We start from the raw sequence: 12059 nt of genomic DNA, 5'->3' as shown, positions 1-12059 counted from the left end.
AAGCAGCGGGGCGGGGGCTGCGCCGTACGATCCTACCGCCGCCCGAACAGCCGCTCGATGTCGGCGAGCTTCAGCTCGATATAGGTCGGGCGGCCGTGGTTGCAGGTGCCGGAGCCGGGCGTCGCCTCCATCTGGCGCAACAGCGCGTTCATCTCCTCGGGCTTGAGCAGCCGCCCCGAACGCACCGAGCCATGGCAGGCCATGGTCGCGGCGATGTGGTGCAGCCGCTCCTTCAGCGTCTCGACCGTGTCGTTGTCCGCGATCTCGTCGGCGAGGTCGCGCACCAGTTGCTGCACGTTGGTTTCGCCGAGCATCGACGGCGTCTCGCGCACCGCCACCGCGCCCGGGCCGAAGCGCTCGAGGCCGAGGCCGAATCTGGCCAGCGTCTCGGAATGCATGGCCAGCCGCTCGGCGTCTTCTTCGGCCAAGTCGACGATCTCCGGCAGCAAAAGCATCTGCGAGGGCACCGCACGCGAGTGCAGCGCGTTCTTCAGGGCCTCGTAGACCAGCCGCTCATGCGCGGCGTGCTGGTCGACGATGACCAGCGAATCCCTGGTCTGGGCGACGATATAGTTCTCGTGTACCTGCGCCCGCGCCGCGCCCAGCGCCGTGCCGAGCAACGTCACGGCCGGCTCGTCCTGGCTGGCGCGCGCGTCGGCGCTGTGAAGCGGCCCGGCATCGAACGCCGCCTGGTCGGGTTCACCGAAGCCGGCCCTTTGCTGCTGGGCGTCGCCATATCCCATGTCGAGCGGCCGCTGCGGCGAATGCTCGAAGCCGGCGAAACCCGACGCGCGGTAGGCCGCCTCGTAGCTGCGGTGGCCATTGGCCGGCCCGCCATGGCCGAAGGGAGCGGCGCCCGGCCGGAACGCCGCCATCATGCCGGCGGCGCCCGTGGTCGCGGCGCGGATGCCGGCGCCGGCCAGCGCCTCGCGGATGGCGCCGACGATCAGCCCACGCACCAGGCCCGGATCGCGAAAACGCACATCGGCCTTGGCCGGATGGACATTGACGTCGACGGTCGCCGGATCGAGCGAAAGGAACAGCACGGTCACCGCATGGCGGTCGCGCGGCAGCACGTCGGCGAAGGCGCCGCGGATTGCGCCGGCGATCAGCTTGTCGCGCACCGGCCTTCCGTTGACATAGGCATATTGCTGCAGCGCGTTCGCCCGCGTGAAGGATGGAATGGAGACGTGGCCGGCAAGATGCACGCCATCGCGCGTAGCATCGATGGGGATGGCATTGTCGGGGAACTCGGCGCCCATCACTTGCGCCACGCGTTGCAGCCGGCCCTCCGGATCGTTACCGGTCGCCGGCAATTCCAGCGTCGAGCGGTCGGGGCCGGCAAGCGTGAAGCGCACGCCGGGGAAGGCGATGGCGATGCGCTTCACCACATCGCTGGTCGCCGAGCTTTCGGCCCGCTCGCCCTTCATGAATTTGAGCCGTGCGGGCGTGGCGAAGAACAGGTCGCGCACCTCGACCGTGGTGCCGCGGTTGGCCGCCGCCGGCTTCACCGCCGAGACCCGGCCGCCCTCGATGCCGATCTCAGCCGCGCTGTCGCCTGCGGCTGTGCGCGAGCGGATCGACAGCCGCGCCACCGAGCCGATCGAGGGCAGCGCCTCGCCGCGGAAGCCGAGCGAGCGGATGTCGAGGATGTCGTCTGAAAGCTTGGAGGTGCAGTGGCGTGCGATCGCCAGCGCCAGTTCCCGCTCCGGGATGCCGGAGCCGTCGTCGGTGACGCGGATCAGGTTCAGCCCGCCGCCGGCGGTGACGATGTCGACGCGGTACGCCCCGGCATCGAGCGCGTTCTCGACCAGTTCCTTCACCACGCTCGCCGGACGCTCGATGACCTCGCCGGCGGCGATCTGGTTGATCATCGTTTCGGAAAGCTGGCGGATGGGCATCCGGAGATTATAGGCGGATTCGACAGCATTGGGGGAGGGGCGGAATACAGTTGGCAACAGCTACCGTCACAATCCCCTCGCGGTCCGCTGCCGCGCAGAAGCTGGCGACCTCAAGCCTGCGCGACCAGCCAGTCCCTTACCTTGCGCGCATTGTCGCTGAGTTCGCGGTTCTTTGGCCAGATGACGTAGAACCCGATGCCGGTTGTCAGCACATGATCCGTCACCGGCACCAGCAGCCCCGATGCCACGAGGCGCTCGACCAGATGCCGCCAACCGAGCGAGATGCCTTGCCCTTCCATCACCGCCTGGATCACCAGCGCATAATCATTGATGCGCAAGCCGCGCTCGGCGTTGCGCAGGCTGGTTCCGGCTGACCCGAACCATTCGTCCCAGTTCGGGGCCTCTCGGTAGGGCTCCTCCAGATGGATGAGCCGGTGCGTGGCGAGTTCCTCGACCGTTTTCGGCTTGCCGAATTTAGCGAGGTAGCTGGGGCCTGCGACCGGGAAGATCTCCTCGTCGGACAGCGACATCGAATGATAGTCCGGCCAGTCGCGCGGCATGCCGCCGCGCACGCCGAGCGGGATGCCCTCGGCGATGATGTCGAGATCGCGATCGGCGGTCTGGATGCGCAGATCGACGCCCGGCAGTTCGTCGCGGAACTGCTGCAGGCGCGGCATCATCCAGAACGAGCCGAAGGCGGTCGACGCGGCAAGCGTCACATGGCCGCCGGTCGCCTGCAGGCGCAAATCCTCCGCCGACTTGCGGATATGGGAAAGGCCGAGCGAGACGTCGGCGTGGAAGCGCTCGCCGGCCTCGGTCAGGAGAACCTGGCGATGGCGGCGCTGGAACAGCTTGGCGCCGAGCTGCTCCTCCAGTCCGCGCACGGCGTAGGACACGGCCGCCTGCGTCATGCCGAGCTCGCGACCGGCGGCGGTGAAGCTCGACAGCCGGCCGGCCGCCTCGAAGACGATCAGGCTGCCGGCGGAGGGCAGCAGGTGGCGCAGACTTCGCATAAGCAGAGTTTATACAAGAGATCAGGATTTTCCAGCGTCACAGCGATGTTTCGCCTCGTTAAGTTGACGGGCTGTTGGAGGATGAATTGCCATGAATGCACCGGCCGTTGCAGTGACCGAACATGTCAACCGCAGAAGCGGCGGCCGACTGGGGCGCAAGGCGATACGGGGCGCTCCCGTGGCCTCGTTTCCGACGCTGGTGCGCCAGATCCCGGCGTATCAGATGGTCCCCGACGAGGCGGTGGAACTGATCCACCAGGAATCGCTCTCGATCCTCGAAGAGGTGGGCTGCGAGTTCCGCGACGACGAGGCGATCGCCCTGTGGAAGGCCGCCGGCGCCGATGTCTCCGAAACGCGCGTGCGTATCGACCGTGCGCTCTTGATGGAACTGGTCTCGAAGGTTCCATCGGAATTCACGCTCAATGCCCGCAACCCCGAGCGCACCGTCCGCGTCGGCGGCAAGAATTCCATATTCGTGCCGATGTATGGCGCGCCCTATATCCGCGACCTCGACAACAACAGGCGCTACGGCTCGCTCGCCGACCTCAACAATTTCCACAAGCTCGCCTACATGGCCCCGGCGCTGCACTCGTCGAGCTCGGTCATCTGCGAGCCGATGGAAATCGCTGTGCCGAAGCGTCATCTGCACATCATCCATTCGGCGCTGAAGCACTCCGACAAACCGTTCATGGGCATCGTGACGTCGAAGGAACGCGCCGAAGACACGATGGCGATGGCCGGCATCGTCTTCGGCGAGGACTATGTCCGCGACAATTCGGTCCTGGTGGCGATTACCAACTGCAACTCGCCGCTGGTGTGGGACGCCACCATGCTCGACGCGATGAAGGTCTATGCGCGGAGCAACCAGCCGCTGATCCTGGCGCCCTTCGCGCTGTGCGGCGCCTCGACCTCGGCCTCCGCCGTCGGCGCGGTGGCGCAGGTCAATGCGGAAGCGCTGGCCGGCGTCGCCTTCACCCAGCTGCTGCGTCCGGGGTCGCCGCAGATCTACGGCCAGTTCATGGTGACGGTCGACATGAAGACCGGAGCGCCGATGGGCGGCACGCCGGAGGCGGCGCAGATGATGTATCTGATGGGCGCGCTGGCCAGGAAATACAAACTGCCGTGGCGCACCTCGGGCTTCCATGTCGGCTCCAAATTGAACGACGCCCAAGCCGGCTACGAGGCGAACATGCTGATGCATGCCGCCATCCTTGCCGGCGCCAACTACATCTGGCACTCGGCCGGATGGCTGGAGGCAGGGCTGACCTGCGGCTATTCGAAATTCGCCACCGACTGCGAGCAGCTTGTCGGCTGGTACAAATATGCCGGCGGCCTTCCCTTCGACGATTTCAAGGAAGCGATGGCGGCGATCCGCGAGGTGGGGCCGCAGGGCCATTTCCTCGGCACCCAGCATACGCTCGAACATTTCGAGTCCGCTTTCTTCATGCCCTCGATCATGGACTTCAATTCGTACGAACAATGGAACGCCGAAGGCGCGAAGGACCACGACACGCGCGGACGTGAGAAGGCGCGCAACATGCTGGCCGACTATGAGGAGCCGAAGCTCGACGAGGGCATCGCCGAGGGTCTTAAGGATTTGATCGCGCGGCGTGAGGAAAAACTGCCGGACAGCGTTAGTTAGTAAAACAGGCGAAGACCTGACGAACCATAAGGGAGGAAAAAATGGCACTCTTCAGAAGCAATGGCGACCGCGTGCCGGGAGCTATCGAGGCAATGGCAGAAGAAGCGCGGGCGGGCCGCATGGACAGGCGTGAATTCCTGGCCCTGGCCAGCGCCTTCGGCGCGTCGACGGCGTTCGCCTATGGCATGATCGGCCTTGCCGCGCCGACAAAAGCACTGGCCGACGAGCCCAAGAAAGGCGGCACGCTGCACGTCTCGATGTCGGTCAAGGCGCAGAAGGATCCGCGCACCTATGACTGGACCGAGATGGCGAACGTCACCCGTTGCTGGCTGGAGCCGCTCGTCCGCTACACGCACCAGTTCACCTTCGAGCCGGTGCTGCTCGAGAGCTGGGACATCAACGACGACGCCACCGAATACACGCTGCACCTGCGCAAGGGCGTCACCTGGAACAATGGCGATGCCTTCAACGCCGATGACGTGGTCTTCAACCTGAATCGCTGGTGCGAGAAGGGGGCTTCCGGCAATTCCATGGCCGCCCGCGTCGGCGCGTTGGTCGACGCCAAGACCGGCAAGGCAAGGGATGGCGCAATCACCAAGGTCGATGACCATACGGTCAAGCTGAAGCTCAGCGAAGCCGATATCGCGATCATACCGGGCTTCACCGACTATCCGGCGCTGGTCGTGCATCGCGACTTCGACAAGGATGGCGCAGATCCGATCAAGAAGCCGATCGGCACCGGAGCGTTCGAGCTGGTATCCTACGATGTCGGCCAGAAGGCGGTCGTCAAGCGTCGCGAGAGCGGCAAATGGTGGGGTGGCGAAACGCCGCTCGACGGTGTCGAGTTCATCGACTACGGCACCGACTTCAACGCCACGCTGAACGCCTTCGATTCCGGCGAGATCGACCTCGATTTCGAAACGCCGGCCGACTTCATCGACGCCCTCGACAAGATGGATCTGGTGAAATCGGAGGTCGCGACGGCGACCACCCTCGTCGCCCGCACCAACATCACCCACAAGCCCTATGACGACCAGCGGGTGCGCAATGCGCTGCAGATGGCGGTCGACAACGATGCCGTCATGCAGCTCGGCTACGCCGGGCGCGGCACCGTTGGCGAGAACCACCACGTCAGCCCGATCCATCCCGAATACTATCCGCTGCCCAAGAAGACACGCGATGCAGCCGCCGCCAAGAAGCTGATGGCGGATGCCGGGCAGGCCGACTTCGAGCATGAGCTGATCACCGTCGAGGACGAATGGCAGAAGAACACCGGCGATGCGATCGCCGGCCAGCTGCGCGATGCCGGCATCAAGGTGAAGCGTACGGTGCTGCCGGGCTCGACCTTCTGGAACGACTGGACGAAGTATCCCTATTCGATGACCATCTGGTACATGCGTCCGCTCGGCGTCCAGGTGCTGGCGCTCGGCTATCGCTCGGGCGAGGCCTGGAATGAGACGGCGTTCGCGAACCCGGATTTCGACGCCAAGCTCAAGGAGGCGCTCTCGCTGGCCGATCCCGCCAAGCGCAAGGAAGTGATGAAGGACGTCGAGCAGATCCTGCAGGATTCCGGCGTCATCATCCAGCCCTTCTGGCAGAAGCTCTACTGCCACATGAGCAAGAAGGTGAAGAACTATTCGATGCACCAGACCTACGAAATGGATTTCCAGAACGTCTGGCTGGACGCCTGAAACACCTCCCGAGACTTGCAAGCAACTGCCGCCGGCACCTCTGACAAGAGGTGCCGGCGGCCCGTAAATCACTCATGAGCAATTGGCGCCGAGAAAAAATGTCCGACGACGAGATCATCCTTTCCGAGCTTTCCGACGACGAGCTCGTGCAGCAGATGCACGACGACCTTTATGACGGGCTGAAGGAAGAGATCGAGGAAGGCACCAACATCCTTCTCGAGCGCGGCTGGGTTCCCTACAAGGTGCTGACCGAGGCGCTGGTCGAAGGCATGCGCATCGTCGGCGAGGATTTTCGCGACGGCATCCTGTTCGTGCCGGAAGTGCTGCTGTCGGCCAACGCCATGAAGGCCGGCATGGCCATCCTTCGCCCGCTGCTCGCCGCCACCGGCGCGCCCAAGCAGGGCAAGATGGTGATCGGCACCGTCAAGGGCGACATCCACGACATCGGCAAGAACCTGGTCGGCATGATGATGGAGGGGGCTGGCTTCGACGTCATCGACCTTGGCATCAACAATGCGGTCGAGAAGTATCTGGAGGCCATCGAGCAGCACCAGCCCGACATCATCGGCATGTCGGCGCTGCTGACCACCACCATGCCCTACATGAAGGTCGTCATCGACACGATGAAGGAGAAGGGCATCCGCGACGACTATGTCGTGCTGGTTGGCGGCGCGCCGCTCAACGAGGAGTTCGGCAAGGCCGTCGGCGCCGATGCCTATTGCCGCGACGCGGCGGTGGCGGTCGAGACCGCCAAGGACTTCATGAAGCGCAAGCACAATGTGCGGGCTTCGGCTTGAGCCCAGCGGCTTCGCAATGAACAATGAAAAAAGCCGCGCCTTGCAGCGCGGCTTTTTTGTTCCCAGATTCTGGAAGACCGTGGATCAGGGATTCTTGACGGTGTCCTCGACGGCATTGGCGGTCGATTTGACGTCCTTGCCGACACCGCGGATCGTATTGGCGCAGGCCGAAAGGGCCAGCGCGCAGGCAAGAATGGCGATGGGGCCAAGGCGCGACAGTTTCATGGACGGTGTCTCCCTCGTTCTGTAGGTAAGAAGATAACGCAACCAAATCGGTTCGGCTGGTTCTATGAGTGCCGTGCGAAAAGCGCAACCCGATCAAGGCGAAAGGCTGCTCGTCATCGCCTGCGGGATGATTGCGCGCGAAGTTCTGGCCGTCAAGCAGCAGCTCGGGCTCGACCATCTCGACCTGACCTGCCTGCCGGCGGAGTTCCATTTCTATCCGGACCGCATCCCGCCGGCGATGGACAAGGCGATCGAAAAGGCCAAGGCCGAGGGCTACCGGCACATCTTCGTCGGCTATGCCGACTGCGGCACCGGCGGCATGCTTGATCGCATCTGCGAGAAGCACGGCGTCGGGCGCATGGCCGGTCCGCACTGCTTCGCCTTCTACCAGGGCATGGACGCCTACGCGAAGGTCGCCGACGACGACATGATGTCGTTCTACATGACCGACTTCCTCTGTCGCCAGTTCGATGCCTTTTTCATGAAGCCGCTTGGCCTCGACAGGCATCCCGAGCTGATCAAGGACTATTTCGGCAATTACCAGAAGCTGGTCTATATCGCCCAGACCGACGATCCGGAGCTCGACAGGGTTGCGGAGAAGGCAGCCGCGCTGCTCGGCCTGGCCTATGAGCGCCGCTCGACCGGCTATGGCGATCTGACGACGGAACTGGCCGAGGCCGCCACACGCGGCTGACCTGCTGATCAAGATGGGGGAATCGATGCGTTTTCGGGCTTTGCTTCTGTCTGTGTGCCTGGGTGTCGGCTTGACCCTGCCGGCTCACGCCGATGGCGAGGTGCAGAAACTGATCACCGCCGCCGACAAGGCGCGGCTCGACAAATATGGCGAGACGCGCAAGGCCGCCCTCGAGGAGGCCAAGGCCGGCGACCCGGCCGAGGTCAAGCAGTTGGATACCCTCCTCGCCAAGCCGCTGGTGGCGTTTTCCGACAAGGACCTGACCGGCACCTGGAAATGCCGCACCATCAAGGCCGGCGGCTTGAGCCCGCTCGTCATCTATGGCTGGTTCAATTGCAAGGTGAGCGATGACGGCTCCGGCTGGAGACTGGAAAAGATCAGCGGCTCGCAGCGCACCAAGGGCCGCTTCTTCGACGAGAGCGAAAAGCGCGCCATCTATCTCGGCTCGTTCACCGTCAACGAAGATCCGGCCAAACCTTATGGCAGCGGCCCGCAGAGCGACCAGGTCGGCTATGCCTTCCGCAACAGCGCCACCGAATGGCGCATTGAATTCCCGGCGCCCTACTACGAATCGAAGCTCGACATCATGGAATTCAAGCGCTGATTCCGCCCAGAGACCTTTGGTCTCGCGCCGTCACCAAGGATTAACCCCGCCAGCCTAGCATGCCGCGCGTTTGCGCAGGTCGCTCCCATCCGGGCGCGCCGGGCGCTCCGACACCCAGGGGGCGGCACGAACCATGGCAGCGCCAATGGCAGATCCACGACCGATCGTCGTCGTCACCGAGGGCGGTCCGCACATCTGGGCGATCGTCAACGCCATCGCCGATCGGCTCGGCCCTGTCAGCGTCGTCCTCGAAACACCTGAATCCAAAAAACAATTGCTTCTCGGCCGGGCTCGGCGCCAGGGCTGGATCTCGGCCATCGGACAGCTCGGCACCATGGTGCTGACGCGGCTCGGCAAACGGTTCTTTTCCGGCCATGCGGCACGATTGATCGCCGAGCAGAAACTGGAGACCGAACCCCGCCCCGGCCAGACCATCATCGACATCCCCTCGGCCAATGGGCCGGAGTGCCTTCGGGCGATCGCCGATCTCCAGCCGGGCGTGGTGCTGCTGGCCGGCTGCCGCCTGCTGTCGCGGCAGACGCTGGCGAAGATAGCCTGTCCGGTGCTTAACTATCATGCCGGCATCGCCCCCAAATATCGCGGTATGAATGGCGGCTACTGGGCGCTGGCCTCGGGCGACGCGGGCAATTTCGGCAGCACCGTGCATCTGGTCGATGCCGGCGTCGACACCGGCGGCGTGCTGCGACAGGCGCGCGGCAAGCCTGAACCGGGCGACACGATCTCAAGCTACGCGCTGCGGCAGGCGGCATTCTCGCGCGACATCTGCGTCGAAGCGGTCGGTGACGCACTGGCGGGCAAGCTCGCAACATTCGATCCCGGCCTGCCCTCGAAACAGTGGTATCATCCGACGATCTGGCACTACCTTTGGACCGGCTTGACGAAGCGCATCTGGTAGCCGGCTGGCCGCGCTATTTCACCTTTCTTTTTGCGACCTCCAATAGCGTCGCTTTTGAATGCGCGCGCGTCGTCCCATAACAAGCGGCCCCAGTGCGCATGCGGCAATGCTCGCAGCTGCTGCATCGGCCCGAAGTCGGACTCGACCTTTGGAAAGCACGATGCAGCGAAGTTAAAGTGGTAGAGCGTCCTTTGTGCGTCCAAAAAGGACGCACGGCGCTCTACGGGAGTGAGAAATTTATGGCCGATCTGATCGTCGTCTACTGGCGCGACATCCCCGCCCAGGTCATCGTCAGGAAGGGCCGGCAGAACGCCAAGCGCGAACTGCCGCTGCGCTTCACCGAGGCGATCGACATGTGCGCCATGCGCACCGGAGCTGGCGGCACCGACGACTATCTGGCCGAATGGCGCAAGGCCGACCCGGTTCCGGTCGGCGACGACCTCGAGGCCGAGGTCGAAAGGGCCTTCCACGAGCTCGACACGAAATACGACCGCGAGCGGCTGGTCGCTCTGGTCAAGGCGGGCGGAAAAGAAAATGTCTGAACAGCAACCGGCGGTTACCCAGGCCACTCTGGTCAAGAAGGCAGCGCCGAAATCCGACTACAAGCCGGCCGACGTGTCGCCGCAGCGGCGCGTCCAGCGCTCCTTCGCGGTGAGATTGTGGTCTATCCGGCACTCACGATTGCTCGAATGGTTCTACAGCCGCTTCGCCGACATCTTCCTGCTGCTGCATCCCTTGTGGAAAGGCATCGGCTACGGTCGCGTCGAGGCTCCGGTCAAGTTCGTCGAGAAGCGCGTCAAGGGCTTCATGTTCGACTGTCGCATGTGCGGCCAGTGCGTCTTGTCCTCGACCGGCATGTCCTGCCCGATGAACTGCCCGAAGCAGCTCCGCAACGGCCCGTGCGGCGGCGTGCGCGCCAACGGCAATTGCGAGGTCGAGCCCAACATGCCCTGCGTCTGGGTCAAGGCCTGGGAAGGTTCGCGCAACATGGTGCATGGCGACAAGATCCTCGACGTGCAGAAGCCGGTCGACCAGTCGCTGCGTGAAACCTCCGCCTGGCTGCGCGTGACCGCGCAGGCAGCCGCCGCGCGCCAGCCGGCCGACAATGCAACCAAGACCGGAGCGTCCGCATGACCATCCGCCAGCGCGACGAGAACCCGGCCGGCATCCACCTGCCACTCGATCCCTTGCCCGGCCACACCTCGCGCGGCCGTCTGGAGCGCGTGCTGAGGCGCGGCGAGTTCGCGGTGACCACCGAGCTCAACCCGCCGGACAGCGCCGATCCGGAGGACGTTTACAACCGAGCCAAGATCTTCGACGGCTGGGTCGACGCCATCAACGCCGTCGATGCCTCCGGCGCCAACTGCCACATGTCCTCGGTCGGCATCTGCGCGCTGCTCACCCGCATGGGCTATGCCCCGATCATGCAGATCGCCTGCCGCGACAAGAACCGCATCGCCATCCAGGGCGACGTGCTGGGCGGCGCCGCGATGGGCGTCGCCAACATGCTCTGCCTCACCGGCGACGGTGTGCAGGCCGGCGACCAGCCCGGCGCCAAGCCGGTGTTCGACCTCGATTCCATGTCGCTGCTCGAGACCTGCCGCATCATGCGCGACAACGGCAAGTTCCTTTCGGGCCGCAAGCTGACGACGCCGCCGCAGATCTTCCTCGGCGCCGCCGTCAATCCCTTCGCCCCGCCCTTCGACTTCCGCCCCATCCATCTCGGCAAGAAGATCGCCGCCGGCGCCCAGTTCTTGCAGACGCAGTACTGTTTCGACGTACCGATGTTCAAAACCTTCATGCAGAAAGCGCGTGACCTCGGCCACACCGAGAAGGTTTTCGTCCTGTGCGGCGTCGGGCCGCTGGCCTCGGCCAAGACGGCCAAGTGGATCCGTTCCAACGTGCCGGGCATCCATATCCCCGACGCGATCATCAAGCGGTTGGAAGGCGCCCAGGACCAGAAGAAGGAAGGCAAGCAGCTCTGCATCGACATCATCAACGAGGTGAAGGAAATCCCAGGCGTCGCCGGCGTCCATGTGATGGCCTACCGCCAGGAGGAGTACGTCGCCGAGATCGTCGATGAATCGGGCGTGCTGAAGGGCCGCCAGCCATGGAAGCGCGAAATCCGCCGCGACGACCAGCTGGTCGCCGACCGGCTCGACCACATTCTGCATGACGAGATTACCGAAACCCAGGTGGACATGGTGAAGACCGCGCATTGAAGGACGCGGCCGTCACCATTCGCTTGAACGAAATCAGATAACGATATAAAGAACTCTTTATATCACGACGGAGAGATTGCATGACCCGCACCATCGTCGCGTCCGCGACCAAAGAAATCATCATCGGCTTCGACCAGCCCTTCTGCGTGATCGGCGAGCGCATCAACCCGACGGGCCGCAAGAAGCTCGCCGCCGAAATGGTGGCCGGCAACTTCGAGACCGTCATCAAGGATGCGCTGGAGCAGGCCGCGTGCGGCGCCACCATGCTCGACGTCAATGCCGGCGTCACCGCCGTCGACCCCAACGCCACCGAGCCGGCGCTGCTGGTGCAGACGCTGGAGATCGTGCAGGGCC

Annotated in this window: 12 protein-coding genes and 1 pseudogene; 10 read left to right on the top strand and 3 right to left on the bottom strand. The window is 64.3% G+C overall.

What is annotated here, in order from left to right; translation table 11 throughout:
- Positions 1-32: 32 nt before the first annotated feature.
- Complete coding sequence (gene mutL, locus EN780_RS16565; RefSeq protein ID WP_128274734.1) at positions 33-1901, bottom strand: DNA mismatch repair endonuclease MutL; 1869 nt, start codon at positions 1899-1901, stop codon at positions 33-35.
- A gap of 110 nt (positions 1902-2011) precedes the next feature.
- On the bottom strand, positions 2012-2914 hold the full coding sequence (locus tag EN780_RS16560) for a LysR substrate-binding domain-containing protein (RefSeq protein ID WP_128274733.1): 903 nt from the start codon (positions 2912-2914) through the stop codon (positions 2012-2014).
- Between the two features lie 91 nt (positions 2915-3005).
- Between EN780_RS16560 and EN780_RS16555 the strand changes: the two genes are divergently transcribed.
- The 3 genes from EN780_RS16555 (at position 3006) to EN780_RS16545 (ending at position 7044) form a co-directional block, all read left to right on the top strand.
- Positions 3006-4556 carry a trimethylamine methyltransferase family protein gene (locus EN780_RS16555; RefSeq protein WP_128274732.1) on the top strand — a complete coding sequence of 517 codons (1551 nt, stop codon included), beginning with the start codon at positions 3006-3008 and terminating at the stop codon, positions 4554-4556.
- A gap of 41 nt (positions 4557-4597) precedes the next feature.
- Positions 4598-6247 (top strand): ABC transporter substrate-binding protein, encoded by a 1650-nt coding sequence (locus tag EN780_RS16550; protein ID WP_128274731.1) that lies wholly within the window; start codon positions 4598-4600, stop codon positions 6245-6247.
- Between the two features lie 98 nt (positions 6248-6345).
- Complete coding sequence (locus tag EN780_RS16545; RefSeq protein ID WP_127285137.1) at positions 6346-7044, top strand: B12-binding domain-containing protein; 699 nt, start codon at positions 6346-6348, stop codon at positions 7042-7044.
- Positions 7045-7128: 84 nt separating this feature from the next.
- Here EN780_RS16545 and EN780_RS16540 read toward each other — a convergent pair whose 3' ends face one another.
- Entirely contained in the window at positions 7129-7269 is a 141-nt protein-coding gene (locus tag EN780_RS16540) for an entericidin A/B family lipoprotein (protein WP_127393868.1), read from the bottom strand.
- 64 nt (positions 7270-7333) lie between these two features.
- Between EN780_RS16540 and EN780_RS16535 the strand changes: the two genes are divergently transcribed.
- The 7 genes and pseudogenes from EN780_RS16535 to EN780_RS16505 all read left to right on the top strand — a co-directional run.
- Complete coding sequence (locus EN780_RS16535) at positions 7334-7963, top strand: DUF1638 domain-containing protein (protein ID WP_128274730.1); 630 nt, start codon at positions 7334-7336, stop codon at positions 7961-7963.
- Positions 7964-7988: 25 nt separating this feature from the next.
- A complete protein-coding gene (locus tag EN780_RS16530) occupies positions 7989-8567 on the top strand; it encodes a DUF4893 domain-containing protein (RefSeq protein WP_128274729.1) in 579 nt (192 codons plus the stop codon).
- A gap of 133 nt (positions 8568-8700) precedes the next feature.
- Positions 8701-9483: a formyl transferase gene (locus EN780_RS16525; RefSeq protein ID WP_128274728.1), complete on the top strand. Its 783-nt coding sequence runs from the start codon at positions 8701-8703 to the stop codon at positions 9481-9483.
- Positions 9484-9722: 239 nt separating this feature from the next.
- Positions 9723-10025 carry a virulence factor gene (locus EN780_RS16520; protein WP_127285133.1) on the top strand — a complete coding sequence of 101 codons (303 nt, stop codon included), beginning with the start codon at positions 9723-9725 and terminating at the stop codon, positions 10023-10025.
- Entirely contained in the window at positions 10018-10617 is a 600-nt protein-coding gene (locus EN780_RS16515) for a methylenetetrahydrofolate reductase C-terminal domain-containing protein (protein ID WP_127285132.1), read from the top strand. The genes EN780_RS16520 and EN780_RS16515 overlap by 8 nt, the downstream gene beginning before the upstream one ends.
- Complete coding sequence (locus EN780_RS16510; protein ID WP_128274727.1) at positions 10614-11705, top strand: methylenetetrahydrofolate reductase; 1092 nt, start codon at positions 10614-10616, stop codon at positions 11703-11705. The genes EN780_RS16515 and EN780_RS16510 overlap by 4 nt, the downstream gene beginning before the upstream one ends.
- Before the next feature lie 80 nt (positions 11706-11785).
- Positions 11786-12059: pseudogene (locus EN780_RS16505) on the top strand (methyltetrahydrofolate cobalamin methyltransferase); the annotation flags it as partial.

It is taken from the genome of Mesorhizobium sp. M4B.F.Ca.ET.089.01.1.1 (assembly GCF_004022605.1).
Classification (GTDB): Bacteria; Pseudomonadota; Alphaproteobacteria; order Rhizobiales; family Rhizobiaceae; genus Mesorhizobium; species Mesorhizobium abyssinicae.
This window is presented reverse-complemented; position numbering and strand designations above follow the sequence as displayed.

Coding starts and splice junctions, on each gene's coding strand:
- EN780_RS16540 (WP_127393868.1), bottom strand. CDS start 7,269: ATGAAACTGTCGCGCCTTGGCCCCATCGCCATTCTTGCCTGCGCGCTG.
- EN780_RS16530 (WP_128274729.1), top strand. CDS start 7,989: ATGCGTTTTCGGGCTTTGCTTCTGTCTGTGTGCCTGGGTGTCGGCTTG.
- EN780_RS16545 (WP_127285137.1), top strand. CDS start 6,346: ATGTCCGACGACGAGATCATCCTTTCCGAGCTTTCCGACGACGAGCTC.
- EN780_RS16510 (WP_128274727.1), top strand. CDS start 10,614: ATGACCATCCGCCAGCGCGACGAGAACCCGGCCGGCATCCACCTGCCA.
- EN780_RS16535 (WP_128274730.1), top strand. CDS start 7,334: ATGAGTGCCGTGCGAAAAGCGCAACCCGATCAAGGCGAAAGGCTGCTC.
- EN780_RS16515 (WP_127285132.1), top strand. CDS start 10,018: ATGTCTGAACAGCAACCGGCGGTTACCCAGGCCACTCTGGTCAAGAAG.
- EN780_RS16560 (WP_128274733.1), bottom strand. CDS start 2,914: ATGCGAAGTCTGCGCCACCTGCTGCCCTCCGCCGGCAGCCTGATCGTC.
- EN780_RS16555 (WP_128274732.1), top strand. CDS start 3,006: ATGAATGCACCGGCCGTTGCAGTGACCGAACATGTCAACCGCAGAAGC.
- EN780_RS16525 (WP_128274728.1), top strand. CDS start 8,701: ATGGCAGCGCCAATGGCAGATCCACGACCGATCGTCGTCGTCACCGAG.
- mutL (WP_128274734.1), bottom strand. CDS start 1,901: ATGCCCATCCGCCAGCTTTCCGAAACGATGATCAACCAGATCGCCGCC.
- EN780_RS16550 (WP_128274731.1), top strand. CDS start 4,598: ATGGCACTCTTCAGAAGCAATGGCGACCGCGTGCCGGGAGCTATCGAG.
- EN780_RS16520 (WP_127285133.1), top strand. CDS start 9,723: ATGGCCGATCTGATCGTCGTCTACTGGCGCGACATCCCCGCCCAGGTC.